Annotated in this window: 20 protein-coding genes; 9 read left to right on the plus strand and 11 right to left on the minus strand. The window is 61.9% G+C overall.

The window, feature by feature from the left end:
• Positions 1-84 precede the first annotated feature (84 nt).
• Positions 85-1,368, minus strand: coding sequence for a peptidoglycan DD-metalloendopeptidase family protein (locus GU3_RS03980; protein ID WP_014291267.1), 1,284 nt, complete (start codon positions 1,366-1,368; stop codon positions 85-87).
• A gap of 169 nt (positions 1,369-1,537) precedes the next feature.
• Between GU3_RS03980 and tyrS the strand changes: the two genes are divergently transcribed.
• Entirely contained in the window at positions 1,538-2,734 is a 1,197-nt protein-coding gene (tyrS, locus tag GU3_RS03985; RefSeq protein ID WP_014291268.1) for a tyrosine--tRNA ligase, read from the plus strand.
• Positions 2,735-2,848: 114 nt separating this feature from the next.
• On the opposite strand, the gene GU3_RS03990 is transcribed toward tyrS, so the two are convergent.
• The 6 genes from GU3_RS03990 to gltB all read right to left on the minus strand — a co-directional run bounded on the left by GU3_RS03990 (position 2,849) and on the right by gltB (position 12,074).
• Entirely contained in the window at positions 2,849-3,478 is a 630-nt protein-coding gene (locus GU3_RS03990; protein WP_014291269.1) for a trimeric intracellular cation channel family protein, read from the minus strand.
• A gap of 54 nt (positions 3,479-3,532) precedes the next feature.
• A complete protein-coding gene (locus tag GU3_RS03995; RefSeq protein WP_014291270.1) occupies positions 3,533-4,348 on the minus strand; it encodes a cobalamin-binding protein in 816 nt (271 codons plus the stop codon).
• Entirely contained in the window at positions 4,341-5,264 is a 924-nt protein-coding gene (locus GU3_RS04000) for a cobalamin biosynthesis protein (RefSeq protein WP_014291271.1), read from the minus strand. Before GU3_RS04000 ends, GU3_RS03995 begins: the two co-directional genes overlap by 8 nt.
• A gap of 3 nt (positions 5,265-5,267) precedes the next feature.
• Positions 5,268-5,966, minus strand: coding sequence for a 5'-methylthioadenosine/S-adenosylhomocysteine nucleosidase (mtnN, locus tag GU3_RS04005; protein WP_014291272.1), 699 nt, complete (start codon positions 5,964-5,966; stop codon positions 5,268-5,270).
• A 222-nt stretch (positions 5,967-6,188) separates the two neighbouring features.
• Positions 6,189-7,604: an FAD-dependent oxidoreductase gene (locus tag GU3_RS04010; protein WP_014291273.1), complete on the minus strand. Its 1,416-nt coding sequence runs from the start codon at positions 7,602-7,604 to the stop codon at positions 6,189-6,191.
• 12 nt (positions 7,605-7,616) lie between these two features.
• Positions 7,617-12,074: a glutamate synthase large subunit gene (gltB, locus tag GU3_RS04015; protein WP_014291274.1), complete on the minus strand. Its 4,458-nt coding sequence runs from the start codon at positions 12,072-12,074 to the stop codon at positions 7,617-7,619.
• A 691-nt stretch (positions 12,075-12,765) separates the two neighbouring features.
• Here gltB and arcB point away from each other — a divergent pair.
• Complete coding sequence (arcB, locus tag GU3_RS04020) at positions 12,766-15,114, plus strand: aerobic respiration two-component sensor histidine kinase ArcB (protein WP_014291275.1); 2,349 nt, start codon at positions 12,766-12,768, stop codon at positions 15,112-15,114.
• Positions 15,111-16,466 (plus strand): dGTPase, encoded by a 1,356-nt coding sequence (gene dgt, locus GU3_RS04025; protein WP_014291276.1) that lies wholly within the window; start codon positions 15,111-15,113, stop codon positions 16,464-16,466. Before arcB ends, dgt begins: the two co-directional genes overlap by 4 nt.
• Before the next feature lie 108 nt (positions 16,467-16,574).
• Here dgt and rfaH read toward each other — a convergent pair whose 3' ends face one another.
• From rfaH to metN, 4 genes are all read right to left on the minus strand, one after another.
• Complete coding sequence (gene rfaH / locus GU3_RS04030) at positions 16,575-17,078, minus strand: transcription/translation regulatory transformer protein RfaH (protein ID WP_014291277.1); 504 nt, start codon at positions 17,076-17,078, stop codon at positions 16,575-16,577.
• Positions 17,079-17,176: 98 nt separating this feature from the next.
• Complete coding sequence (metQ, locus tag GU3_RS04035; protein WP_014291278.1) at positions 17,177-18,007, minus strand: methionine ABC transporter substrate-binding lipoprotein MetQ; 831 nt, start codon at positions 18,005-18,007, stop codon at positions 17,177-17,179.
• A 25-nt stretch (positions 18,008-18,032) separates the two neighbouring features.
• A complete protein-coding gene (locus tag GU3_RS04040) occupies positions 18,033-18,686 on the minus strand; it encodes a methionine ABC transporter permease (RefSeq protein WP_014291279.1) in 654 nt (217 codons plus the stop codon).
• Positions 18,667-19,710, minus strand: a complete 1,044-nt coding sequence (gene metN, locus GU3_RS04045) for a methionine ABC transporter ATP-binding protein MetN (RefSeq protein ID WP_014291280.1) — start codon at positions 19,708-19,710, stop codon at positions 18,667-18,669. The genes GU3_RS04040 and metN overlap by 20 nt, the downstream gene beginning before the upstream one ends.
• Before the next feature lie 279 nt (positions 19,711-19,989).
• Between metN and GU3_RS04050 the strand changes: the two genes are divergently transcribed.
• From GU3_RS04050 to gmhB, 6 genes are read left to right on the plus strand one after another with little or no spacing between them, the layout of a single operon-like run.
• On the plus strand, positions 19,990-21,009 hold the full coding sequence (locus GU3_RS04050) for an ABC transporter permease subunit (protein WP_014291281.1): 1,020 nt from the start codon (positions 19,990-19,992) through the stop codon (positions 21,007-21,009).
• On the plus strand, positions 21,002-22,048 hold the full coding sequence (locus GU3_RS04055) for an ABC transporter permease (RefSeq protein ID WP_014291282.1): 1,047 nt from the start codon (positions 21,002-21,004) through the stop codon (positions 22,046-22,048). Before GU3_RS04050 ends, GU3_RS04055 begins: the two co-directional genes overlap by 8 nt.
• Positions 22,049-22,060: 12 nt before the next feature.
• Complete coding sequence (locus GU3_RS04060; protein ID WP_014291283.1) at positions 22,061-23,863, plus strand: extracellular solute-binding protein; 1,803 nt, start codon at positions 22,061-22,063, stop codon at positions 23,861-23,863.
• Complete coding sequence (locus GU3_RS04065; RefSeq protein ID WP_014291284.1) at positions 23,863-24,843, plus strand: ABC transporter ATP-binding protein; 981 nt, start codon at positions 23,863-23,865, stop codon at positions 24,841-24,843. The genes GU3_RS04060 and GU3_RS04065 overlap by 1 nt, the downstream gene beginning before the upstream one ends.
• A complete protein-coding gene (locus GU3_RS04070; RefSeq protein ID WP_014291285.1) occupies positions 24,840-25,853 on the plus strand; it encodes an ABC transporter ATP-binding protein in 1,014 nt (337 codons plus the stop codon). Before GU3_RS04065 ends, GU3_RS04070 begins: the two co-directional genes overlap by 4 nt.
• A gap of 13 nt (positions 25,854-25,866) precedes the next feature.
• Positions 25,867-26,424, plus strand: a complete 558-nt coding sequence (gene gmhB, locus GU3_RS04075) for a D-glycero-beta-D-manno-heptose 1,7-bisphosphate 7-phosphatase (protein ID WP_014291286.1) — start codon at positions 25,867-25,869, stop codon at positions 26,422-26,424.
• The last annotated feature ends 99 nt before the right edge of the window (positions 26,425-26,523 follow it).

The following is a 26,523-nucleotide window of genomic DNA, read 5'->3' on the forward strand; positions in this document are numbered from 1 at the left end:
TTTGTTTCCTGCCTCCGTGCAATGCGAAGTACCTGAGTGGCCTGTTCGCAGCATGCGGTTCGATTGGTATTTGATGGCGGTTACTTAATTCTTCGCCAGCATCACCTCGCCGATACGGGTCAGCTGGGCCAGCCGTTGCTTGGCCTTGGGCTTGAAGCGGGCCAGCTCGCCGGCGGGCAGCCTGGCGGCCTGGGGCAGTTTCACCGTTTTCGGATCCTGATGCACGCCATTGACCAGGAACTCGTAGTGCAGGTGCGGGCCGGTCACCCGACCGGTGGCCCCAAGCGTGCCGATTTGCTGCTCCTGCTTCACGCGCTGCCCTTTTTTCACCATGCGTTTGTCCAGGTGCAGGTACTTGGTGACATAGGTGCTGTCGTGGCGAATAAACACATAGTTGCCGTTAAAACGGTTATAGCCCGACTCGGTCACCACCCCGCTGCCGGCCGCGACGATGGGGGTTCCGACCCGGGCAGCGTAGTCGATGCCCCGGTGCGGACGCACCTGGCCGGTCACCGGGTGCAGCCGGCGCGGATTGAAGTTGGAGCTGATATGGCTGAAGTTCACCGGCGCGCGCAAAAAGCTCTTGCGCATGGCCCGGCCGTCCGGTGAGTAGTAGTTGCCGTCGTCGTGGCGCACCGCCTGGTACACTCGCCCCTGATTAACGAACTCGGCGGCCAGAATGTCGCCGGTGCCCACACGAAAGCCGTCCTTGTAGGTTTCCTCAAACAGCACGGTGAAATGATCTCCGGCCCGAATATCGAGGGCAAAGTCCAGATCCCAGGCAAACATGGCCGCCAGGTTCATGATCTGGGGAGCGCTGAGGCCGGCGGCGATCCCGGCATTCCAGAAGCTGGAGTGCACCCTGGCTTGGGCAAAGCGGGTACGGTTTTCCAGCTCGGCGCTGTGCACGCGGCTTTGCAGGCCGCTGCCGGTCTGGCGGATCTCCAGGGTGCGGGCCGCATCCAGGGAGTAGAGCAGGGCGGCAAAGTCCCCCTGGCGGTTGAAGCGGAAGGTGAGCTTGTCGCCGGGGTGCAGGGTATGCAGGGGATCGGCTTCCTTCAGCCGGCTGATGTCGTGCAGCAGGCCGGAAGGCAGCCCCTGACGGGCGAAAATGAGCGACAGGGCGTCACCGGGGCGCACCTGGACCACCCGCTCCTGGGCATCGGGGCGCGACTCGGTAAAGGGAATGTTTTCCACCTGCAGTGCCAGGGGCTGGCGCTTGCCAATCACGGTATTCTCGGCGCTGTCACGGCTGGCCAGGGCCGACTCGGTGGGGGCCAGCGCCAGCAGCAGAAGGCTGGCGCCCAGGGTGGAAATGGCAATGCGGTGGCCGCGGGGCAGTATTCTGAACAGTCTGATCATGGGCATGTTCGGGCTCTTCCCTGAAAACTGGCAAAAATTCTACAGTCTTTCCAATTTATTCGCCATTCCAGTAATATGGCATGTTTCTTAATGATATCGCCTGACCTTCCTTGTGTGCCCCGGCCTGAATCAAGGGAGACCCCACTCAGGCCTGCCGAACAGGAGTGAAGTCGTCATGTCCCAGCTGGAAGCGGCGCTTGCAGAAATCAAGCGCGGTGCCGAAGAAATACTGGTTGAAGAAGAGCTGATTGCCAAGCTGAAGGAAGGTCGCCCGCTGCGGGTGAAACTGGGCATGGATCCCACCGCCCCCGACATTCACCTGGGCCATACCGTCATTCTCAACAAGCTGCGCCAGTTCCAGGATCTGGGCCATGAAGTGCTGTTGCTGATCGGCGACTTTACCGCCCAGGTGGGGGATCCGTCCGGCAAGAACAGCACCCGTCCGCCGCTGACCCCCGAGCAGGTAGCCGACAATGCCAGAACCTACGCCGAGCAGGCATTCAAGGTGCTGGATCCGGCCAAAACCGAAATCGTGTACAACTCCAGCTGGCTGGGCGAACTGGGTGCCACCGGCATGATTCGGTTGGCATCCAAGCTGACCGTGGCGCGCATGCTGGAGCGGGACGACTTCAAAAAGCGCTACGCCGCCGGCCAGTCCATCGCCATTCACGAGTTCATGTACCCGCTGCTGCAGGGCTATGACTCGGTGGCGCTGAAGGCCGATATCGAGCTGGGTGGTACCGATCAGAAGTTCAATCTGCTGATGGGCCGCGAGCTGCAAAAGGACGCCGGCATGTCGCCCCAGGTGGTGCTGACCATGCCGTTGCTGGAAGGTCTGGACGGCATCAAGAAAATGTCCAAGTCCGCTGGCAACTACATCGGGGTGGACGAAGCCCCGAACGAGATGTTCGGCAAGATCATGTCACTGTCCGATGAGCTGATGTGGCGTTACTTCGAGCTGCTGTCCCGCCGCAGCCTGGACGAGCTGGCCGCCCTCAGGCAACAGGTGGCCGAGGGCGCCAACCCGCGGGATACCAAGATCCTGCTGGCCAAGGAAATCATCACCCGCTATCACAGCGAAGCGGCGGCGGAGCAGGCCCATCAGGACTTTGTGCAGCGTTTCCAGAAAAACGCCATTCCCGACGATCTGCCGGAGGTCACCCTGAACGCCGGGGTGGAAGGCATTGGCATCGCCAACCTGCTGAAGGACGCGGGTCTGGTGGCTTCCACCTCCGAAGCCCTGCGCATGATCAAGCAGGGTGCGGTCAAGGTGGACGGTGACAAGCTGGAAGACGGCAAGCTGCAGGTGCAGCCCGGCCAGGCGGTATACCAGGTGGGCAAGCGCAAGTTCGCCAAAGTCACCGTGGCCTGATCCTGACGCTTGAACCATGCAAAAGGGCAGCTCGAATGAGCTGCCCTTTTTTCATGTTGGACGTTTGACGTCTTACGTTTGACGTCTCACCCCTTACCCCTCACGTCCTCGCCTTCACCGCGTCAGCGAAAAGGCGGGCAGTGACAGGTGCCAGCGAATGGCGGCCACCCGCAGCACAAAGGTGCCCAGCATGCCGAGCCCGGTGGCCAGCAGGGTAGGCAGGCCCAACGCCAGGGAGCCGGTATAGAGAATGCCACCCAGGATGCAGGCGGTGGCGTAGATTTCCCGCTGCAGCACCATAGGCACTTCCCGGGCCAGCACGTCCCGAATCATACCGCCGGCCACCCCGGTGATCACGCCCATCACTACCGCCACCATGCCCGAGGTGCCGTGGTTCAGGGCCTTGTCGGCGCCGATCACGGTAAACACCGCCAGGCCAAAGGCATCGGCCAGGGGCAGCATGTACCAGGGCAAGCGGCGCGGCAGCCGCACAAGATAAAGTCCGATCAGGGCGGTGACCAGGATCACCCAGAGGTAAACGCTGTCGGCCACCCAGAACACCTGCTCGGCACCGATGATCAGATCCCGTATGGTACCGCCGCCAATGGCGGTGACCGCCGCCAGCACGATTACCCCAAAGCCATCCATGCGCAAACGGCCCGCCACCAGTATGCCCGAAAAGGCGAACACGGCGGTGCCGAACAAATCGCTCCAGTAAAACACCGAATCAACCAGCGGCAACACTTGTTTTTACCTCAAGAAAAAGGGCCGCCATTGTATAGAGGCGGCACACGGAACTCAATGCACCTGGAGTTTATGTTCCCGGGCCAGATCCAGTTGCCGGCACAGGGCGGCAATGCCGCCGGGAGTGCGGGGCGTAAAACGGTGCAGGGTGTCGACATCCACGGCAAACAGCTGATTGCGGCTCACCGCCGTCAGCGTGGGCCAGTCTTTCCAGCGCTGCATGGCCTGGGGACTTTCCGCCAGTATCACCTCGGGGTTTTGTGCCAGCACAAATTCCGGGTCGATCTGGGGATAGGGGGTGGGGCTGTCGGCGGTAATGCTGACACCGCCGCACAGGGTGACCGCCTGGCCCATCCAGGTATGCCGGCTGGCGGACATCAAGGGTACTTCATTGAGCTGGTAAAACACCCGGACCGGTACGGCATCCTGGTAGCGCCGGCGCAGGGCATCAAGGGTCCGTCGATAGTGCTCGGCCACCTGCCGGGCCTGTTGCTGGTGTCCGGTCAGCCGGCCAAAACGGGCCAGCTCGTCACCGAGGTCTTCCAGCCGTTTGGGCTCGGAGTATTCCACCGGAATGCCCAGTTGCACCAGAGGGGCGACCTGCAGCGACTGGGCGCTTTGCCAGGCGATGATCAGATCCGGCTCCAGCGCCAGAATGCGCTCCAGATTAACGGAGCGGTAGTTCGCTATTTGGGGCAGGTCTGCCACCGCTTCCGGGTAGTCGCTGGCACTGTCGACGCCCACCACCTGATCCCCGGCGCCGATGGCAAACAGGAGCTCGGTAATATGGGGCGCCAGGCTGACGATACGACGGGCCTCGCCCCATGCCAGCCCCGGTAGCAGTAACAGGCACAGCAGTAATCTAGCCATAAAACAGCGGCACCAGGGTCAGGGTCCAGGCGATGGACAGCCAGAACAGCGGCGCCAGTACCAGCCTCAGCAGCAGGGCGTGCACCTGGCCGGCCTGAATCTGGCTGCCAGCCCCCAGCTTGGGGTAATAATCCGTGGCCTGGGTATAACGGCGCGGCCCGCCCAGGCCGGCCCCCACCCCGCCGGCGGCCACCGCCAGTAGCCGGCCGGCGGCGGGAAAGGCCCACAGTCCGCCCTTGGGCCAGGCGGCCAGGGCCCGGCGGGAGCCCGGGTACAACAACAGGGTCAGCGCCATGGCATGGCAGGGCAGCCAGGCCATGGCCCGGTACAGCCATGAGGGCAGGGTGCCAAAGTCGCGCCACTCGGCCAGCTTGCAGGGCCAGGCCTGCACTGCCAGACGCAGCAGGGCAAAGATCAGGGCGGCATAAATCCCCCCGGCCAGGAACCAGCAGGCCAGGGCGAAGTCCGCGGCCAGGCGCAGCACCGCCACTTCCGCCACCGCCTTGCGAAGGCCCAGCTCCGACAGCGGATCGGTCTGGCGTAGGCACAGCGGGGCCAGGGTCAGCCGGGCCAGATTGCGTTGCTCGGGTAGTTGCTTAAGGCATTGCGGCAGCCGCCGGCTGAGCCTGCCCGCATCAAAACAGGCCCACAGCAGCAGGACTTCCAGCAAGGCCGGCCAGGGCGCCAGCTCGGCCAGCGCCCACCAGGCCGCCAGCAGCGGCAACAGGGTCACCAGCAGCAGGCCAGCCCCCGCTGCCCGCAAGTAGCCCGGGCCGTAACCGGGCCTGTTCAGCCGCCGGCCCAGCCGGGCGAGCCCGGCCGTCAGCAATGGCTGCAGCTTGTCGGCGGGTTGCAGCAGGCTGAGCAGCAGCGCCAGGGTCAGCAGGCTGAGAGGATGCTCAAGCAGATAGGCCATGGCTTAGCCGGGCAGGCGCTGAACCATGGCCCGGACCATGGCCGAGGAATGGCGGGCGGCCACGTCCAGAAAGGCTTCAAAGGATTCGGCCTGCTCCTTGCCGGCGATGTCCGACAGGGCGCGCACCACCACAAAGGGCACCTTGAACTGATGGCACACCTGGGCGATGGCGCCGGCTTCCATTTCGCAGGCCTTCATGGCCGGAAAATCGGTCACCGCCTTGTGCAGCTGATCTTCCCGGTGCATAAACTGATCACCTGTACAGATAAGCCCCACGGCGGAGTGAATGTCGTCCTGGCCGGTGAGGCATTCCCGGGCCAGCTCGATCAGCGCCGGATCGGCGGTAAAGGCCGGGGGTTGCTGGGCCATCTGGCCCATTTCGTAACCAAAGGCGGTCACGTCCACGTCGTGAAAGCGCACTTCGCTGGACACCACCACATCGCCCACGTGCAGGGCCGGATCAAAACCGCCGGCGGAGCCGGTGTTAATTACGCATTTGGGAGTAAAGCGCTCCAGCAGCAGGGTGGTGGCGATGCTGGCGGCGACCTTGCCGATGCCGGAGCGGGTGATCACCACCTCCTTGCCGGCAAGGAGGCCCTGGTAGAATTCACAGCCGCCCACGGAGGTGGTGGTGGCGTTTTCCAGCTGGGCGCGCAGCTCGGCCACTTCCTGCTCCATGGCCCCGATAATTCCGATAGTCATAACAATGAGTTCCGCAAAAATGATGGCCGCAAGTGTACCACCATCACCTTAAAAGGCCGATTGCAGAGCACCTAAAATCGTTTGTTGGATGTGGATTTGTGGATTGCGAAGCATCAGTGCCCCGTATTCGACGAAATTGCACGATATCTCAAACGCTTATCGGCGAAGTTAAAACAAAAAGGCCGCTCGGTGAGCGGCCTTTGCACATGAAGACAATCGAACTTACACGCCGATATAGTCCATGATGCCCTCGGCGGCCTTGCGGCCTTCGGCGATGGCGGTGACCACCAGGTCAGAGCCGCGTACCGCATCGCCGCCAGCGAAGATGCGCGGGTTGCTGGTCTGGTAGGCAAACTCGGCCTGCTCGGGGGCGATCACCCGGCCCCACTGGTCGGCCTCGATGCCGAACTCCTTCAGCCAGGGCTGCTCATGGGGCTGGAAGCCAAAGGCCATGATGACGGCGTCGGCGTCCAGCACCTGCTCGGAGCCGGGCACGGCCTCGGGGCGGCGGCGGCCGTTGGCGTCGGGCTCGCCCAGCTGGGTGGAGACCACTTCCACGCCGGTGACCTGGCCATTGTCGCCCACCCGAATGCCGGTGGGCTGCAGGTTGAACATGAAGTTCACCCCTTCTTCCCGGGCATTCTGCACTTCACGGCGGGAACCGGGCATGTTGACCTCGTCCCGGCGGTAGGCACAGATGACGTTGTCGGCGCCCTGGCGAATGGAGGTGCGCACACAGTCCATGGCGGTATCGCCGCCACCCAGCACCACCACCTTCTTGCCGGCCATGTCGATGTAGTCGGCGGCCTGCTTCTCGAAACCCAGCACCCGGTTGGCGTTGGAGATCAGGAAGGGCAGGGCGTCGTACACGCCGTCGGCGTTCTCGTTGGCAAGGCCGCCGCGCAGGTACTTGTAGGTACCCACGGCCAGGAAGACGGCGTCATAGTCGTCCACCAGGCTCTGGAAGGACACGTCCTTGCCCACCTCGGTATTGAGGCGGAATTCCACCCCCATCTCGGCGAACACTTCCCGGCGGCGGCTCATCACCGATTTTTCCAGCTTGAACGACGGAATGCCGAAGGTCAGCAGACCACCGATTTCCGGATAGCGATCAAACACCACCGGGGTGACGCCGTTACGGGCCAGAATGTCGGCACAGGCCAGGCCGGCGGGGCCGGCACCGATGATGGCGACCTTTCTGTCGGTCTTCACCACCTGGGACATGTCCGGGCGCCAGCCCATCTCGAACGCCTTGTCGGTGATGTATTTCTCGATGTTGCCGATGGTCACGGCACCGAACTCGTCGTTCAGGGTGCAGGAGCCTTCACACAACCTGTCCTGCGGGCACACCCGGCCGCACACCTCGGGCAGGCTGTTGGTCTGGTGACACAGATCCGCCGCTTCCATGATGCGTCCCTCGTTGGCCAGCTTCAGCCAGTTGGGAATGTAGTTGTGTACCGGGCACTTCCACTCGCAGTAGGGGTTGCCGCAGTCCAGACAGCGGTCGGCCTGCATCTGGGCCTGGCTGTCGGAAAAGGGTTCGTAGATTTCCACGAACTCGATTTTACGGGTGCCGATGGGCTTCTTGGGCGGATCGACACGTTGTACGTCTATAAACTGAAATACGTTCTGGCTCATCACAATCTTCCTTTACTGCGCGTGGACCCGAAGCTCGGCGGCGGAGCGGCTCTGGTGGCCCAGCAGGGATTTCACATCGCTGGACTTGGGTTTGACCAGCTTGAACTTGGGCAGGTAACGGTCGAAGTCGGCCAGTATTTCCTGCGCCCGATCGCTGCCGGTTTCCTGCAGATGTTGGGTGATGATGCCGCGCAGGTGCTCCTGATGGATCACCAGCTCGTCCAGCCCCAGCAGCTCAACCAGCTCATGGTTGGTCTTGAGCTCGAAATTGTCGTCTTCGTCCAGCACATAGGCGAAACCGCCGGTCATGCCCGCGGCGAAGTTCACGCCGGTGCGGCCCAGTACGGTGACAATGCCGCTGGTCATGTACTCGCAGCCGTTGTCGCCCAGGCCTTCCACCACGGCGATGGCGCCGGAGTTGCGTACCGCGAACCGCTCGCCGGCGCGGCCGGCCACGTACAGGTAACCGCCGGTGGCGCCGTACAGGCAGGTGTTGCCCGCCAGGGTGGCGTCCTTGGAGGCAAAGGCCACGCCCACATGGGACTTGATCACCAGCTTGCCGCCGGTCATGCCCTTGCCCACATAGTCGTTAGCGTCGCCGGTGAGGATCATCTCCAGGCCGCCGGCGTTCCATACCCCAAAGCTCTGGCCGGCGGTGCCGTCCAGGTGAATGCGGACGGGATCCGCCGCCATGCCCTGGTTACCGTGGCGTTTGGCGATTTCGCCGGACAGACGGGCCCCTACGGAGCGGTCGGTGTTGCGAATGGCGTAATAGAAGTCGCCGCCGCGCTTGCTTTCGATGGCGGGCAGGGCGTCTTCGGTTATTTTCAGGTTGAGCACCCCCTTGTCGAAGTTGGGGTTGCCGGTCTGACAGAACACACCCAGACCCGGCTTGGGCTCGGGTTTGGCCAAAATGCCAGACAGGTCCAGCTTCTGCTGCTTGGCGGTGAGGCCGGGCAGGGCTTCGAGCAGATCGGTGCGGCCGATCAGGTCGGTCAGCTTGGCCACGCCCAGTTGCGCCATCAGCTCGCGGGTTTCCTCGGCGATGAACTTGAAGTAGTGCTCCACCATTTCCGGCAGGCCAAGGAAGTGATCCCTGCGCAGCTTTTCATCCTGAGTGGCCACGCCGGTGGCGCAGTTGTTCAGGTGACAGATACGCAGGTACTTGCAGCCCAGGGCCACCATGGGGCCGGTACCAAAGCCGAAGCTTTCGGCACCCAGAATGGCCGCCTTGACGATGTCGAGACCGGTCTTCAGGCCGCCGTCCACCTGCAGCCGGACCTTGTGGCGCAGGCCGTTGGCCACCAGTGCCTGTTGGGTTTCGGCCAGGCCCAGCTCCCAGGGAGAGCCGGCGTACTTGACCGAGGTCAGCGGGCTGGCGCCGGTGCCGCCGTCGTAACCGGAAACGGTGATCAAGTCCGCATAGGCCTTGGCCACGCCGGTGGCGATGGTGCCCACGCCGGGCTCGGACACCAGCTTCACCGACACCAGGCAGTCCGGATTGATCTGCTTGATGTCAAAGATCAGCTGGGCCAGATCCTCGATGGAGTAAATGTCGTGGTGCGGCGGCGGCGAGATCAGGGTCACCCCTGGCACCGCATAACGCAGCTTGGCGATTTCGGCGGTCACCTTGTGGCCGGGCAGCTGGCCGCCCTCGCCGGGCTTGGCGCCCTGGGCCACCTTGATCTGAATGACCTCGGCGTTCATCAGGTAGTGCGGGGTCACGCCAAAGCGGCCGGAGGCCACCTGCTTGATCTTGGAGTTCTTCAGGCTGTTGAAGCGGCGGGGATCCTCGCCACCCTCGCCGGAGTTGCTCTGACCGCCCAGGCGGTTCATGGCCACGGCCAGAGACTCGTGGGCTTCCGGCCCAAGCGCGCCGATGGACATGGCGGCGCTGTCGAAACGGGGGAACAGCTCGCTGGCCGGTTCCACCTCACTCAGGTCAATACCGGCACCGGCGGGCTTGAGGGTCAGCAGATCCCGCAGGGTGGCCACCGGACGCTCGTTCACCAGTTTGGCGTAGACCTTGTAGTCCTCGTAGCTGCCGGAGCGCACCGCCTTTTGCAGGCTGGTGACCACGTCCGGGTTGTAGCTGTGGTATTCGCCGCCGTGCACGTACTTGAGCAGGCCGCCCTGGTTCAGGGGCTTGCGGGCAATCCAGGCCAGCTTGGCCAGGTTGAACAGGTCCTGCTGGAAGTCCTCAAAGGCGGCGCCCTGAATACGGCTGGACACCCCCTTGAAGCACAGTTCCACCACCTCGTCGTGCAGGCCGATGGCTTCAAACAGCTGGGAGCAGCGGTAAGAGGCAATGGTGCTGATGCCCATCTTGGACATCACCTTGTACAGGCCCTTGTTGATGCTGTTGCGGAAGTTCAGCAGCGCCTGGCGCAGGGGCATGTTCAGCACGCCGTCGGCCACCTGGCGGGCCAGGGTCTCGTAGGCCAGATAGGGGTAGATGGCGGTGGCGCCAAAGCCCAGCAGCACGGCGAACTGGTGCGGATCCCGGGTGCTGGCGGTTTCCACGATGATGTTGGAGTCGCAGCGCAGGTTGGCTTCGACCAGGGTGCGCTGCACCGCGCCCACCGCCATGGCGGCAGGGATCGGCAGGCGATCCTGGCGAATGGCGCGGTCGGACAGCACCAGCAGCACGGCGCCGTCGCGCACTGCGGTGGTGGCTTCTTCGCACAGCCGCAACAGGGCGGCTTTCAGGCCTTCGGCCGGATCAAAGTTCAGATCCAGCACGCAGTGCTTGTGGTGAGTCTGATCCAGGCCCATCAGCTGATGAAAATCGGAATACAGCAGAATGGGTGACTCAAACTGAACCCGGTGAGCATGGCCATGGGTCTCGTTGAACACGTTCTGCTCCCGGCCGATCAGGGTGGCCAGGGACATAACGTGGTTTTCCCGCAGCGGATCGATGGGCGGGTTGGTCACCTGGGCAAACATCTGGCGGAAGTAGTCGTAGACGGAGCGGGCCCGGCTGGACAGCACCGCCATGGGGGCATCGTCCCCCATGGAGCCGACCGCTTCCTGGCCGTTTTCGCCCATCACCCGAATGACCTGGTCCAGCTCTTCCATGGAATAGCCGAACAGTTTCTGATAGGTACGTAGCTGTTGCTCGTCCAGCTCGCCCTGGCCGGCCTGTTCGTCGGACAGGTCTTCAAAGCGCTCCAGCTTGCGTCTGTGCTTGTTCATCCACTCCTTGTAGGGGTGGCGGCCCTTGAGGTCGTCATCGATTTCAAAGCTGTTCCAGATCTTGCCGCTGGCGGTGTCCACCACGAACAGCTCGCCCGGGCCGACCCGACCCTTTTCCAGCACTTCGTCCGGGGTGTAGTCCCAGATGCCGATTTCGGACGCCAGGGTAATGAAGCCGTCCTTGGTGCGCACATAGCGGGCCGGACGCAGGCCGTTGCGATCCAGCGCACAGGCGGCAAAGCGGCCGTCGGACATCACGATGCCGGCAGGGCCGTCCCAGGGCTCCATGTGCATGGAGTTGAAGTCGTAGAAAGCGCGCAGGTCTTCGTCCATGGCCGGGTTTTTCTGCCAGGCGGGCGGGATCAGCATGCGCATGGCGCGGAACAGGTCCATGCCGCCGGCCAGGAACAGCTCCAGCATGTTGTCGAGGCTGGAGGAGTCGGAGCCCGAGGTGTTCACATAGGGCGCGGCGTCCTTCAGATCCGGCAGCAGCGGCGAGGCAAACTTGTAGGCCCGGGCCTGGGCCCACTGGCGGTTACCGCCGATGGTGTTGATTTCACCGTTGTGGGCCAGAAAGCGGAACGGCTGGGCCAGGGGCCAGCGCGGCTGGGTATTGGTGGAAAAGCGCTGGTGGAACACGCAGATGGCGGACTGCATGCGAATGTCGGCCAGATCCAGGTAGAACCTTGGCAGATCCGCGGGCATGCACAGGCCCTTGTAGGTCATCACCAAGTTGGACAGGCTGACCACATAGAAAAAGTCGTCACTGATGCGCTTTTCAATGCGGCGGCGCACGATATAGAGGCGGCGCTCAATGTCCTTTTCGGCCCAGCCGGTGGGGGCGTTGACAAACACCTGCTCAATGCGTGGCAGCGAGGCCTTGGCGATTTCGCCCAGCACGCCCGGGTTCACCGGCACCTCGCGCCAGCCCACCAGGCTCAGGGTTTCCCGCTCCAGCTCTTCATTGATGAGCTGGCGGTGTTGCTCGGCCAGGGCGGCATCGGGGTTGAGGAACAGCATGCCGACCGCGTATTTGCGGCCCAGGTTCCAGCCCTTGTCTTCCGCCACGGCGCGAAAGAAGCTGTCGGGTTTCTGCATCAGCAGGCCGCAACCGTCACCGGTCTTGCCGTCGGCGGCGATACCGCCCCTGTGCTGCATGCGGTCCAGTGCCGAAATAGCGAGACGAACAAGCTTGTGACTGGTTTCGCCTTCGGTATGGGCGATCAGACCAAAACCACAGTTGTCCTTCTCCAGCGTCGGGTCATAAAGAGACATTGCATTCCTCCATTGCTCGGGCCCGGTGGTCGAGCGACTGCTTTTTATCAGCGCATTCTGCTTTGAAGCGTCCGTTGCCATAAGTGGCTAAATTACAAAAATATCGGTATTTTTTTGTGAGGTCAATTAAATAAATACTTTGCGTGAATATCTTTTCAGTCGCTCTTTTCAGTGATTTTTTAATGGAAAAGCGTTTTATTCAGGCTTAAATGCCAGTATACAAGGGTTTTTCGGCCTGTTGTCTTTATTTTTGTTCCTTCGGCGCCGGGCGGGCGATGCATTTTTATTTGTAGTTTTATTACCACCTTTTATGGTGAAAGTATTGACCTGACTCATGCCTTCTCTTGGCGCAAGGTCTGCCCCAATAGGGTGCAGCAGGTGAAAAAATGATGTTAATCAGCTTGTTATGAGTTCAATTTTGGTGCACTCAAGGAATTTCGGATAGCTGCATTTGACACCATATGGGGCAAGGTGGCACTGAGTTACGTCAAATGCTCCGTTATGGACCGGTGCCGGCCCTTCCGCTCACGCCCGCACCGTGCCGTTTTGGTGCAACGCCGGGCATCGGCGGTGCAGTACCCCTTGCTGCCCACGGGGCAAAGCGGCGCATACTTCACTGGCGGACTACATGACAGGCTACTTCGGAGCCGGTATCCTCTTTTCCTTGCCGTTGCCGACAGGATAAAAGCCGATGAAACCCGTTAAGACCTGGGCCCAGTACTATGTGGATCTGATGACCAAGCTGGGCATAGTGCGCTTCAGCATGCTGCTGGCCGCCTGCATTATATTGCTGGCCATCTTTATTCAGGTGGGGGTGACCCTGTTTCTGCGCGGCTCGGTGGAGTCTGTTGACCTGGTGCGCTCCATTTTTTTCGGCCTGCTGATCACTCCCTGGGCGGTGTATTTCCTGTCGGTGGTGGTGGATCAGCTGGAAGACTCCCGCCAGCGGCTGAGCCGGCTGGTGCAACGGTTGCAGCAAATGCGGGAGCGGGATCAGGAGTTGCACGCCGAGCTGCAGGAAAAAATCGAACAGCTCAACCGCCAGATAGAAGAAACCCGCAAGGCCCAGGCCGCCCGCCAGCAGGCCATTGAGGATCTGGAAAATGAAGTGTTTCAGCGGGAAAAGGCGCAGATGGAATCCCAGGAGCGCTCGGCGCTGCTGCGCTCCTTTATCGATACTTCCCCCGATCTGGTGTATTACCGCAATGAGCTGGAGGAATTCTCGGGCTGCAACAAGGCCATGGAAAACCTGCTCGGCCGCCAGGAAAAGGAACTGATCGGCCTGACCCCCTACGACGTCTATCCGGCGGACGTGGCCGACAAGGTGGTGGAGACCGACAAGGAAGTGTTCGCCCGCAATGAAAGCCAGACCTACGAGCAGTGGCTGCAATATCCGGACGGCCGCCGGGCCTGTTTTGAGCTGCGCAAGGTGCCCTTCTTTGACCGGGACGGCAACCGCCTGGGCCTGCTCGGCTTTGGCCGGGACATTACCGAGCGCAAGCGCTACCAGGAGGAGCTGGAAAAGGCCAGCCGGGACAAAACCACCTTTATTTCCACCATCAGTCACGAGCTGCGCACGCCGCTCAACGGCATTGTGGGCCTGAGCCGCATTCTGCTGGCCACGGAACTGAGTACGGAGCAGCGCCAGCACCTCAAGACCATTCACTTCAGCGCCGTGACCCTGGGCAATATTTTCAACGACATCATCGATCTGGACAAACTGGATCGCAGCCGGCTGGAGCTGGCCCCCGAGCCCATGGACTTTCCCGGCTTTCTGGACGACCTGGAAAGCCTGGCCCGGCTGCAGGCGGAGCAAAAGGGACTGTACCTGCACTTTGACCGGGACGGCGACATTCCCGAGTGGATCCTGGCCGACGGCACCCGGCTGCGCCAGGTGCTGTGGAACCTGGTGGGCAATGCGGTCAAGTTCACCGACGACGGCGGCGTCACCATTCGCTGTATGGCGGACGAGCTGGTGCCGGGGGAGGTGACCCTGCGCTTTGATATTGAAGATACCGGCATTGGCATTCCCGCCTCGCTGCAGCAGAAGATTTTCGCCCTCTATTTCCAGATCGAGGGTAACAAGCATGCCACCGGTACCGGCATTGGCCTGGCGGTGTCGCAACAGTTGGTGGACGCCATGCACGGCAGCATCGAGCTCGACAGCGAGCCGGGCGAAGGCTCCTGCTTCAGTGTCACCATTACCGTACCCACCACCCAGGCACCCAAGGACGATCCGGTGCTGGCGCACTTGCCCTGCCTGTCGGTGCTGCTGGTGGAAGACGTGGAGCTCAACGTCACCGTGGCCTGCGCCCTGCTGGAAAAACTGGGCCACAGCGTCAGCGTGGCCCGGGACGGCGGCGAGGCCTTTGCGCTACTGGCCGAACGCGACTTTGACCTGGTGTTCCTCGACATTCAGCTGCCGGACATGACCGGCTTCGATATTGCCGCCCGGCTGCGGGAAGAGGCCAGGGAGCAGGGCACGGTACTACCGCCGCTGGTGGCCCTCACCGCCAACGTGATCAGCGACAAGCAGAAATACTTGGCCGGCGGCATGGACGATGCCATCAGCAAACCCTTGTCGTCCAAGGCCATCAAGGGGGTGTTGGCGCGCTTTTTCGGCCACAAGCCGCCCTGTAACCAGGCGGCATTGGCGGCGTCGCAGTCGCCCGAACCGGCGGGCCACGACGGCGAGCCGGTGCTGGATACGGTTTTTCTGCAGGACTACGTGGACACCGTTGGGGCCGCGGCATTGCTGTCGAGTGTGGATCTGCTGGCCTCCATGGCCGAAGGCTACCTGGGCCGGCTGAACGACGTTACCGCCGAGCGCCGCCAGCAGGAAATTGTGGAAGAAGCCCACAAGATCAAGGGCGCGGCGGGCTCGGTAGGGCTCAAGCGGGTTCAGCTGCTGGCCCAGCAGATCCAGAGCCCGGAGCTGCCCGACTGGTGGCAACGGCTCGATGACCGGGTGGCCGAACTCAACCGCCTGCTGGCGCCGGATCTGGCGGAGCTGCGCCATTGGCTGGAGCAGCGGGCATGAGCCGCTATGCCGCCTTTATTCGCGCCGACCGGCTGCGGCCCGAGCCGAAGGCAGAAACGCCGGAGCAGGCCATTGAAGCGGATCGAGCCCGTATTGTGCAGAGCTCGCCGGTGCGCCGACTGCAGCAAAAAACCCAGGTGTTTCCATTGGATGTGAAGGCCTCGGTGCGCAGCCGCCTGACCCACTCCCTGGAGGTCAAGGAAACCGGGCGCCAGCTGGCGTTGCGGGTGGTGGCCGGGCTGGAGCCTGAAGTGGAGCGGGAGCCCCTGATCAGCCTGGTGGAAATGGCCTGTCTGCTGCACGACGTGGGCAATCCGCCCTTTGGCCACTTTGGCGAGGCGGTGATCATCGACTGGCTGAGCCGGCATCTGCCGGCGCTGTTTCGCCGGGCCGTGGGCCGCCCTTCCCGCCAGTGGCCCATGCTGCTGGCGGATCTGCGCCAGTTCGAGGGCAATGCCCAGAGCCTGCGCCTGCTGCACAGCCTGCAGGACATGAACCTGACCCTGAGCCAGCTGGCGGCGGTGCAGAAATACGTGCGCGGTGCCTATCAGCCCAAAACCGGTGGCCGCTGGCAGCAAAAGCCCGGGCACTTTTTCAGTGAACGTCCGCTCATTCAGCAAATTCGTCAGCTTTTTCCCACCACCGCCCGGGGCCGTCATCCGCTGGCCTTTCTGATGGAGGCGGCAGACGACATGGCCTATGGCGTAGCGGATCTGGAAGACGCGGTAGACAGGGGCGTGCTCAGCCTGGCCGAGCTGGAACTGGCCCTGCTGAATGACGGTAATGATTACCTGAAGCAACTGTGGCAGCAGGCGAGGGTAGCGGAGCCGGGCTTTTTCGGCCGCTTTCGCCAGCGGCTGGGGGCCGATCTGCTGCCGCTGGTGAGTGAGCAGTACCTGGCCCATCAGCAGGCCATTCTTGACGGCGAACATGATCAGCCGCTGCTGGCGGTGGAGCAGCCCCCGGCCCAGGCCTTGCACTGGCTGAAAAGCTTTGCCCATGACCATGTGTTCCGCCGACGGGAAGTGGAGTCCCTGGAGCTGGCGGGCTTTGCCGCGCTCAAGGGGGTGCTGGAGGCCTTTGCGCCGCTGCTGGCGCTGTCGGCGGCGGAGTTTACCGCCCTGGAGCGTCGCCAGGACGCCAACGGTCAGGTACTGCGCCGGCTGTTTCACCGGCTGCCGCCCCGGCACCTGGCCGCCTATCGCCGCGACAGCGAACAGGCGCCTTTTTTTGAAAGCGGGGCCGAGCGGGAGTGGTATTTCCGTGTGCGGCTGCTGCTGGATTTTATCAGTGGCATGACCGACACCTACGTGCTGGAAGAATTCCGGCTGCTGGGTGGCCTGCAGGGCTGAACTGTGCGGATGCACTGTGCGGAGTCAGGGAAGGTCGCTGCATCAGCGGGCATGACTGTGCCGGGGCAGGGCGGTGTTCGCGGACGCCGCCGGGCCGGCGCTGAAGGATTATTCGTCGAGGCGGCGGTAGTCGGTATTGGCGAAGCTGGCGCGGGTCTGACTTTGCAGCAGGGTCAGCAGCAGCATGGCGCGGCTGTCGCCGTCCGCTTCCTGATAGATGGCCTCCATGCCCGCAAAGGGACCGTCCTTGATCACCACCTTGTCACCGCATTTGGGCAAGTCACTCAGCCGCTCACTCAAACGCTGGTCGCCGGTGCGGCACATCAGATCAAGGATCAGTGCCTCGGGCACCACACAGGGAAGCTCGCCAAAGCGCACCAGGTTGCGAATGCCCCGGGTTGAACGCAGGGTGGCGCAGCTGGTCACTTCCAGATCGGTACGCAGAAACACATAGCCAGGAAACAGCGCTTCGTTGCGGATCACCCGTTTGCCACGCACTATCTTCCTGACCTCGATAAAGGGGCAGAAGGTCTCGATGTGCTGGTTGTCGAGGTTCAGCAGGGCCCGCTCTTCTTCCCGTGGTCGGCAGTGGGCCAGATACCAGTGCTGCATAGTTCCTTCCCGGATCACGCTGTCAAACACGCATTATGGCAGCAACAAAAAAAAAGGGCCACGGCGTGCCGTGACCCTGCTGACAAAGTGAGCGGGGCTTACCAGCCCTTGACCACGCCGCCTTTGAACAGCTCCAGTGCCGCCTGATAGACCTCTTCGCTCTGGTAGGCCTTGACGAAGGTCTGAATGCGCTCGTCGTTCTGGTTGTCCTGGCGGGATACGATCAGGTTGACGTAGGGAGATTCCTTGTCTTCCACGAACAGGCTGTCGCGGCCGGGCAGCAGGTCGATTTGTGACGCATAGGTGGTGTTGATCACCGCAAAGGCCACGTCATCCAGAGAGCGGGGCAGCTGGGGTGCTTCCAGCTCGACGATGTCGAGGTTTTTCGGATTGGCGGTGATGTTCAGCGGGGTCGCTTCCAGACCCACGGCGTCGTCCACTTCAATCAGGCCCTGCTGCTCCAGCAGCAGCAGGCTGCGGCCCAGGTTGGTGGGATCGTTGGGCACGGCCACCTTGGCGCCGTCGGCCAGTTCGTCCAGAGATTTGATTACCTTGGAATAGGCGGCGATGGGATAGACGAAGGTGTTGCCTACCGGTACCAGCTCATAGCCGCGATCGGCGATTTGCTTGTCGAGGTAGGGCTTGTGCTGAAAGGCGTTGATGTCGAGGCTGCCGTCGTTCAGGGCCACGTTGGGAGTGACGTAGTCGCTGAAGGATACCAGCTCCACGTCCAGGTTGTACTGCTCCTTGGCCACTCGGGCGGCGACCTCGGCCACCTGCTCTTCGGCACCGGCGATCACGCCCAGGCGCAGCGGCTTGGCAGCTTCTGCTTCGGCGGTGGCTTGTTCGTTCTGTTCACCGCAGCCGGCCAGGGTCAGGGCCGAGGCCAGCACGCCCAGGGTGGCGAATGATTTCAATCCTGCTTTCATGATGCACTCCTTGATAAAAGAAAACTCAGCGACGATCCACATGAGCCACCAGCCGTTCGCCGGCGCTCTGAATGATTTGTACCAGTACCACCAGTATCACCACGGTGATCAGCATGATCTGCGGGTCAAAGCGCTGGTAGCCGTAGCGAATGCCCACATCCCCCAGGCCACCGCCGCCCACGGCCCCGGCCATGGCGGAATAGTTGACCAGGGTCACCAGGGTAATGATGATGCCGTTGAGCATGCCGGGCAGGGCCTCGGGCAGCAACACCTTGTACACGATCTGCAGCCGGCGGGCGCCCATGGCCTGGGCCGCTTCCACCAGTCCGGACGGCACCTCCATCAGCGCCCCTTCCATCAACCGGGCCACAAAGGGAATGGCGGCCACGGTGAGCGGCACCACGGCGGCCCAGGTGCCGATGCTGGTGCCCACCACCAGCCGGGTAAAGGGAATGATGGCCACCAGCAGAATGATGAAGGGCACCGAGCGGCCGATATTCACCACCGTACCCAGGATTTTGTTAAAAGCCTTGTTTTCCCAGATCTGGCCGGGCTTGCTCACATGCAGGGCAATGCCCAGCGGCAGGCCCAGGGCACAGGCAATGGCGCCCGAGCCAAAGGTCATGATCAGGGTCTCCCAGAGTGCCGAGAGCAGCAGGTTAATCATGGCGTCGGACATAACCGAGTAACTCCACCTGAATTTTGTGTTCCTGAAGATAAGTGATGGCGGCCTGAGTCTGCTCGGGCTGGCCATCGAGCTCCGCCAGCATAAAGCCGAACTTGACCCCGCCGGCGTACTCGATGTCGGCGCTGAGAATGGTGACGTCGACGTGCAGTTCCCGGCTGAGAATGGAGATCAGCGGGGTGTCCACGGTGTCCCCGGTAAAGCCCAGCCGCACCAGGGGCAGGGCACCGGCCACCGGATCGGGTGACAGTCGGGCCTGGTATTCATCGGGAATTTCCAGATGAATGGTGGAGGCGATAAAGCGCCGGGCCAGCTCGGTTCTGGCATTGGCAAAGAACCAGGCCACTTCCCCCTGCTCCACCAGCTCGCCGTCGTTGATGATGGCCACCCGGTCGCAGATGGACTTGACCACCTGCATTTCGTGGGTGATCAGCAAAATGGTCAGGCCCAGCCGCTGGTTGAGTTCTTTCAGCAGCGCCAGGATCGATTGAGTGGTTTGCGGGTCGAGCGCCGAGGTGGCCTCGTCGCACAGCAGCACCTTGGGCGCCGGCGCCAGCGCCCGGGCAATGGCTACCCGCTGTTTCTGGCCGCCCGAGAGGGCCTTGGGATAGGCGTTGGCGCGGTGGGACAGGCCGACCAGCTCCAGCAGCTCATTCACCCGCTGTTTGATGTCGGCCCTGGAGGCGCCGGCCAGCTCCAGGGGCAGGGCGATGTTGTCGAACACGGTGCGGGATGACAGCAGGTTGAAGTGCTGAAAAATCATGCCGATGTTGCGGCGGGCGCGGGACAGCTGGGTGCCGCTCATGGCGGTCAGATCCTGGCCATCCACGTACACCTGGCCCTCGGTCGGGCGCTCCAGCAGGTTGACGCAACGGATCAGGGTGCTCTTGCCGGCCCCGGATTCGCCGATAACGCCCATGATCTGGCCGGCGGCAACCTCCAGATCGATGTTGTTCACGGCGTGAACGGCGGATTCGCCCGCTCCGTAGCGCTTGGTGATATTGGTCAGTTTGATCATCGGAGGATGGGCCTTCCGGTATGGTTATCCACTGCATAGACAGCGTAAGAACAGGGACAAGTCATGAAACCATGACGAATAGCAGAGGATGCTAAGCCGTCTGGACGTCCGAGTCAACGAGTATTTCCCTCCTCGGGGCGACAAGGAAAAAGGCGCGCTTTGCCAATGCATTGATATAGGATGAAAAAGAGCACCATAACCCGTAAGCTGACAAGGATCCTGCGGCCAGTGTGCCGAGTGCCTTTCATTCTGTTTCAGGGAACGAATACAAGGAAAACGATGGGCCAGTATTTTCTGCGTCGATTATTGCTGCTGATCCCCACCTTTCTCGGCATTACCCTGGTGGTGTTTGCCATTACCCGCTTCGTGCCGGGGGGGCCGGTGGAGCGCATGCTGATGGAAAGCCAGCTGGCGGGCAGCGAATACAGTCAGAGCAGCCGGGGCGGCCAGGTGCTGTCTTCCGAGCAAATTGACGAACTCAAGGCCTTTTACGGCCTCGACAAGCCGGTGGCGGAAGCCTATCTGGACTGGCTGGGCAAGCTGGTGCGGCTGGACCTGGGCGATTCGACCCGCTATTACCTGCCGGTGTGGGAGCTTATCAAGGAGCGGTTGCCGGTGTCGGCCTTTTTCGGCATCTGTACCTTTTTGCTCAGTTACCTGGTGTCCATTCCGCTCGGTATTCTCAAGGCCCTGAAGCACAACAGCCGCTTCGACAGCATCAGCTCCATGCTGATCTATGCCGGCTATGCGCTGCCGGCCTATGTGGTGGGCATTTTCCTGCTGACCATTTTCGCCTTTCAGCTGGGCTGGTTTCCCATGGGCGGGTTTGTGGGCGACGACTTCTATTACCTGGAGGGATTCTGGCCCAAGACCTTCAACCTGTTTCATCATGCCCTGCTGCCGCTGATTGCCTATGCCATCGGCGACTTTGCGGTGCTGACCATGACCATGAAAAACAGCCTGATGGAAAACCTCTCCGCCGACTATGTACGTACCGCCGTGGCCAAGGGGCTGCCCTTTCGCCAGGCGGTTACCCGCCATGCCCTGCGCAACAGCCTGATCCCCATTGCCAGCCACTTTGGCAACGTGATTTCGGTGTTTTTCGCCGGTTCTTTTCTGATCGAGGTGATCTTCAATATCGACGGCCTGGGCCTGCTGGGTTACGAGGCGGTGGTGGAGCGGGATTACCCGGTGGTGATGGGCATACTGGCGGTGACCTCGTTACTGATGCTGGTGGGCAACATCCTGTCGGATATCTGTGTGGCGCTGGTGGATCCGCGAGTGAGGTTCGATGGCTAGGCTGCTTTCCGATGTGACTCGAAAAAAGCTGCGCCGCTTTCGCAGTATCAAGCGCGGCTATTACGCCTTTGTGCTGTTCATGATCATGGTGCTGCTGTCGCTGGCCGCCGAGCTGTGGGTCAGTAACCGGGCGCTGCTGGTGAAGTATGAAGGCCGGCTGTATTTTCCTACCTATGGCGCGGTGATCCCGGGTAACACCTTTGATCTCGGCTACCAGTACGAAACCAACTACCGGGAGCTGAAACACGCTCTGGCCGGGCAGCCCGGCAACTGGGTGCTGTTGCCGCCGGTGCCCTGGAGCCCCTATGAGCAGGACTACAGCGGCGACAGTTATCCACCGACGGCGCCCGATGCCGGCAGTCGTCACTATCTGGGTACCGACAGCTCGGGGCGGGATATCGTCGCCCGCCTGGTGTACGGCTTTCGCACCGCGGTGGGCTTTGCCTTTATCGCGCTTACCGCCAGTTATGGCATCGGCGTGCTGCTCGGCTGCCTGATGGGGTTTTGGGGAGGGCGCTTTGACTTGTTATTCCAGCGTTTTATCGAAATCTGGTCCCAGGTGCCGTTTCTGTACGTGATCATGATACTGGTGTCCCTGACCCAGCCCAATTTCGCACTGTTCGTGGGCATCAACGTGCTGTTTGGCTGGATGGGTATTACCTGGTACATGCGCACCCTGACCTACAAGGAAAAGGCGCGGGACTATGTGCTGGCGGCCCGGGCCCAGGGAGCCGGTACCTGGCGCATTATTGTGCATCATATTCTGCCCAATACCCTGATGATGATCGTCACCCTGGCGCCCTTTACCGTGGTGGCCAATATTTCCCTGTTGACGGCCCTCGACTACCTGGGTTTCGGGTTGGCACCGCCGACCCCCAGCTGGGGCGAGCTGCTGCGTCAGGGGGTCAATCATCTGGACTCGCCCTGGATAGTGGGCTCTGTGGTGGTGGCGGTGTCGCTGGTGCTGATCACCGTTTCCTTTATCGGCGAGGCCATTCGTGAGGCCTTTGACCCCAAACACTTCTCTCGTTACGAATAGGCAGGGACTGCGATGAACAAACTGCTGGCGATACTGACTTCCTTTGGCCTGGCCCTGTGGGTGCAGGCGGCGGAGCTGCCCGACAACCTGGCATGGGAAACCAACCACGAGGATCCCATTTTTGCCTCACCCGAGGCCAGGCGGGGCGGCCAGTTCAATATGACGTTGATGACCTTTCCGCTGACCTTCCGTACCGTGGGACCGGACTCCAACACGGCGTTCCGTTCCTTTATTCTGGAAAATCAGCTCGGCCTCTACGCCCTGCACCCGGAAACCGAAAACCCCATTCCCGCCCTGGCCACCCACTGGGCCTTTGGCGACGACAACCGCACCATGTATTTCAAACTCAATCCGGCGGCGCGCTGGTCCGATGGCGAGCCGGTCACCGCCGACGACTTTGTGTTTGCGCTGGAGTTCATGCGCTCCAAGGTGATACGGGCACCCTGGTACAACAATTATTTCACCGAAGAACTCACCGACGTCACCAAGTACGACGACCACACCATTTCGGTGACCGCCGGCAGCCCCAAGAGCCGGCGCGAGCTGCTCAATACCGTTGGCCTGGTGCCCCAGCCCGAGCATTACTATGAAATGACCGACGACTGGGTGCGCCGCTATAACTGGGAAGTGGTGCCGGTGACCGGCGCCTATGTGATTAGCGACGTCAAACGGGGCCGCTCCATTACCTTCAAGCGACTGGACGACTGGTGGGGCAATGATCTTACCTACTACCGGCACCGGTTCAATGTGGATGAAATCCGCCTGACCGTGGTGCGGGATCTCAACATTGCCTATCGCCATTTTCTGCGGGGCGATGTGGATACCTTTGGCCTGATCTTGCCGGAATGGTGGCACGACAAGACCAGCACCCCCGAATACCGCAACGGCCTGATCAAACGCATCTGGTTCTACAACGATACCCAGCAGGGGGCTCAGGGACTGCACCTCAATACCGCCCATCCCCGGCTTTCGGATGTGCGGGTGCGCAAGGGTATTGCCCATGCCATCAACATGCAGCGCATGCTCGACACCATACTGCGCGGCGACTATGAGCGCATGCACAGCTTTGGCAGCGGTTATGGGGATTTCACCGATTACGAGATTCAAGCCCGGGAGTACGACATTCAGCAGGCAAGGGCGCTGTTTGCCGAGGCCGGTTACGATCGGCAGGGCCCGGGCGGCATTCTGATGAACGCCAGTGGCGACCGGCTCAGCCTGGCGGTGACCTATACCACCCAGGAACACACTGCCCGGCTGGCCATTTTGCGGGAAGAGGCCCGCAAGGCGGGGCTGGATCTGCAGCTCAACCTGGTGGACGGCGCCACCGGCTTTAAGGTGATGCTGGAGAAAAAACACGAGGCGGCCTGGCTGGGCTGGAGCGGTGGTGGCCTCTATCCCCAGTATTGGGAGTTTTTCCATTCCGCCAACGCCAACAAGCCGCAGACCAACAACCTGTTCAATATCAGTGACGACGCGCTGGATCGGTTGATCGAGACCTATCGTCGCACCATGGATCTCGACGACAAGGCCGCGATCTCCCGGCAAATCCAGCGTCGGGTGCATGAGCTGGCCCTCTTTATTCCCGGCTACCAGGTGCCCTATACCCGGGAAGCCTACTGGCGTTATGTCAAACTGCCCGAGGCCAGGGGCACGCGCCGCTCCCCCTCCCTGTTCTGGCCAATGGAAGGCTATCCCCACAGCACCGGTGGTCTGTTCTGGATTGACCAGGCCGAGCAGGATAAGATCAAGGCCGGCGGCCAGCGCCATGAGCCGGTGACCGAGGTGGTGGAAACCTGGCGGCGGCAGGCGCCCTGATGAGTGCCTTGCTGGAGGTAGAGCACCTGGCGGTCAGTTTTACCACCGAGGCGGGCAGCTTTCGGGTGGTGGATGATGTCAGTTTTTCGCTGGCGCCAGGCCAGACCCTGGGCCTGGTGGGGGAGTCCGGCTGTGGCAAGAGCGTGACGGCGCTCAGCCTGCTGGGGCTGCTGCCTCAGCCCGCCGGACGAGTGGTGGGGGGCCGGGCCCGGTTTCAGGGGCAGGAGCTGCTGACCCTGAACCGGAAAGAACGCTATCGCCTGCGCGGCAACAAGATTGCCATGATCTTTCAGGAGCCGATGACGGCCCTCAACCCGGTGCACACCGTCGGCCGCCAGCTGATGGAGGTGTATGAGCTGCACCGGCCGGAGCTGAACAAGACCCAGCGCCGGCAGGCGGCCCTGGCCATATTACGCCAGGTGGGCATTTCGGAAGCCGAAGCCCGGCTGAGCGCTTATCCCCATCAGTTGTCCGGCGGCATGCGGCAGCGGGTGATGATCGCCATGGCGCTGGCCTGCGAGCCGGATCTGCTGATCTGCGACGAGCCCACCACGGCACTGGACGTCACCATACAGGCGCAGATCCTGCATTTGATCCGCCAGTTGCAGCAGCAAAACAACATGGCGGTGATCTTTATTACCCACGATCTGGGGGTGGTGGCCCAGATTTGCGATCAGGTGCTGGTGATGTACGCCGGCCGCAGCGCCGAGCAGGCCGGGGTGTTTGAACTCTTTGAGCGTCCGCACCATCCCTATACGCGAGGCCTGCTGGCCTCCATTCCCCGCCTGGAGCGGGCCGGTAAAACCGAGCTGCCGGCCATTCGTGGTCAGGTGCCCTCCCTGGAAGAGCTGCCGGGCGGTTGCCGGTTCGCCAATCGTTGTCCGCACATGACCGACGTCTGCCGAGTCCAGCCGCCCCGCGAGGCGGCGGGAGACGGGCATTATGTCTGGTGCCATCATTGGCGGGAGCTGTCGTCATGAGTGTTTTGCTGAAAGTGGACAACCTGCAACAGCACTTTACCCTGGGAGGAGGCCTGTTGCGCAGGGGCCGCACCCTGTATGCGGTGGACGGTGTCAGCTTTGAACTGGAAGAAGGGCAGACCCTGGGGCTGGTGGGAGAATCGGGTTGCGGCAAGTCGACCCTGGCCCGGGCCCTGCTCAAGTTGCATGAGCCCACGGCAGGGCGGATCCTGTTTGACGGCGTCGATATCAGCCGGTTCAGCCGCGGCCAAATGCAACCGCTGCGGCGGGAGATGCAGATGGTGTTTCAGGATCCTCAAGAGTCTTTAAACGGTCGCCATACCATAGGCACCCTGCTGCAGGAGCCCTTCGTGATCCACCGGATCGGCCGTGCCAGCGAACGGCGTCAGTGGGCCGCCGATTTGCTGGCACGGGTCGGGCTGCCGGTGTCGGCGCTGGACAGGTTTCCCCATGAGTTTTCCGGCGGTCAGCGGCAGCGCATCGGCATTGCTCGGGCCATGGCGCTCAGCCCCCGCCTGCTGGTGTGTGATGAAGCGGTGTCGGCATTGGACGTGTCGGTGCAGTCCCAGATCCTCAACCTGCTGTTGTCGCTGCAGCAGGAGCGGGGGCTGGCCATGCTGTTCATCGCCCACGATCTGTCGGTGGTCAAGCATATCTCGGATCACATCGCCGTCATGTATCTGGGGCGCATCGTCGAGCTGGCGCCGGCCGAGGAGCTCTACCGCCAGCCCCGGCATCCTTATACCCGCGCCCTGATTTCGGCGATCCCGAAACCCGATCCCCGGGATCGCCAGCCTCCGATGATGCTGAGTGGCGAGCTGCCGTCTCCGGCCAATCCCCCCAGCGGCTGCCATTTTCGCACTCGCTGCCCCTATGCTCAGGAACGGTGTGCCAAAGAGTCGCCTGGGCTTATGGGCAAGGGGCATCGGGTGGCCTGCCATTTTCACGAGCAAATCGCCTCTGGCGAGCTGCAGCCCTGTGCTAACATGCGGCCGGTAACCATTTTCTAAGACAGGTAATGCAGTGACAAAGGCAGCGATTTTTCTCGACCGGGACGGCGTCATCAATCAGGACAGCGGCTATGTGTCCCATTCCGATGATTTTATCTTTATCGATGGCGTCATTGATGCACTCAGAGAGTTAAAGGAAAAAGGCTATCTGCTGGTGGTGGTCACCAACCAGTCGGGTATCGCTCGCGGCCTGTTCAGTGAAGATGACTTTATGCGCCTGACCGAGTGGATGGACTGGTCCCTGGCCGATAGGGGCGTGGATCTGGACGGTATCTATTTCTGCCCGCATCACCCTTCTGCCGGCAGCGGCCCCAACACGCAAGCGTGTGACTGTCGCAAGCCGGCTCCCGGCATGCTGCTGGACGCCGCCAGGGAACTCGGCATAAATCTGGCTGCTTCCTATATGGTGGGTGACAAGGTATCGGACATGAATGCAGCCATTGCCGCCGGTGTGGGCCACCCCGTACTGGTGCGGACCGGCAAGGAAATTACCGAGGAAGGGGAAAAACTGGCGGAAAGCGTCTATCCTTCTCTGGTGGAATTTGCACGGCAACTGGCCAGGGCGCAGTAAATTCCATCACTTTGGTTAACCTTTGAGCACTTGGCGCGGCGGACGGGATTTTTCTTCAAAAAGCCCTTGCGCAAAAACCGCGGCTCCCTATAATGCGCA

It is taken from the genome of Oceanimonas sp. GK1 (assembly GCF_000243075.1).
Classification (GTDB): domain Bacteria; phylum Pseudomonadota; class Gammaproteobacteria; order Enterobacterales; family Aeromonadaceae; genus Oceanimonas.

Excerpts from the sequence above, each read along its gene's own strand:
- GU3_RS03995 (WP_014291270.1), bottom strand. The coding sequence starts at position 4,348 with ATGGCTAGATTACTGCTGTGCCTGTTACTGCTACCGGGGCTGGCATGG.
- rfaH (WP_014291277.1), bottom strand. The coding sequence starts at position 17,078 with ATGCAGCACTGGTATCTGGCCCACTGCCGACCACGGGAAGAAGAGCGG.
- GU3_RS04060 (WP_014291283.1), top strand. The coding sequence starts at position 22,061 with ATGAACAAACTGCTGGCGATACTGACTTCCTTTGGCCTGGCCCTGTGG.
- GU3_RS04070 (WP_014291285.1), top strand. The coding sequence starts at position 24,840 with ATGAGTGTTTTGCTGAAAGTGGACAACCTGCAACAGCACTTTACCCTG.
- metN (WP_014291280.1), bottom strand. The coding sequence starts at position 19,710 with ATGATCAAACTGACCAATATCACCAAGCGCTACGGAGCGGGCGAATCC.
- tyrS (WP_014291268.1), top strand. The coding sequence starts at position 1,538 with ATGTCCCAGCTGGAAGCGGCGCTTGCAGAAATCAAGCGCGGTGCCGAA.
- metQ (WP_014291278.1), bottom strand. The coding sequence starts at position 18,007 with ATGAAAGCAGGATTGAAATCATTCGCCACCCTGGGCGTGCTGGCCTCG.
- gltB (WP_014291274.1), bottom strand. The coding sequence starts at position 12,074 with ATGTCTCTTTATGACCCGACGCTGGAGAAGGACAACTGTGGTTTTGGT.
- mtnN (WP_014291272.1), bottom strand. The coding sequence starts at position 5,966 with ATGACTATCGGAATTATCGGGGCCATGGAGCAGGAAGTGGCCGAGCTG.
- GU3_RS04050 (WP_014291281.1), top strand. The coding sequence starts at position 19,990 with ATGGGCCAGTATTTTCTGCGTCGATTATTGCTGCTGATCCCCACCTTT.
- GU3_RS04040 (WP_014291279.1), bottom strand. The coding sequence starts at position 18,686 with ATGTCCGACGCCATGATTAACCTGCTGCTCTCGGCACTCTGGGAGACC.
- GU3_RS04055 (WP_014291282.1), top strand. The coding sequence starts at position 21,002 with ATGGCTAGGCTGCTTTCCGATGTGACTCGAAAAAAGCTGCGCCGCTTT.
- GU3_RS04010 (WP_014291273.1), bottom strand. The coding sequence starts at position 7,604 with ATGAGCCAGAACGTATTTCAGTTTATAGACGTACAACGTGTCGATCCG.
- arcB (WP_014291275.1), top strand. The coding sequence starts at position 12,766 with ATGAAACCCGTTAAGACCTGGGCCCAGTACTATGTGGATCTGATGACC.
- GU3_RS04000 (WP_014291271.1), bottom strand. The coding sequence starts at position 5,264 with ATGGCCTATCTGCTTGAGCATCCTCTCAGCCTGCTGACCCTGGCGCTG.
- GU3_RS04065 (WP_014291284.1), top strand. The coding sequence starts at position 23,863 with ATGAGTGCCTTGCTGGAGGTAGAGCACCTGGCGGTCAGTTTTACCACC.
- GU3_RS03980 (WP_014291267.1), bottom strand. The coding sequence starts at position 1,368 with ATGCCCATGATCAGACTGTTCAGAATACTGCCCCGCGGCCACCGCATT.
- dgt (WP_014291276.1), top strand. The coding sequence starts at position 15,111 with ATGAGCCGCTATGCCGCCTTTATTCGCGCCGACCGGCTGCGGCCCGAG.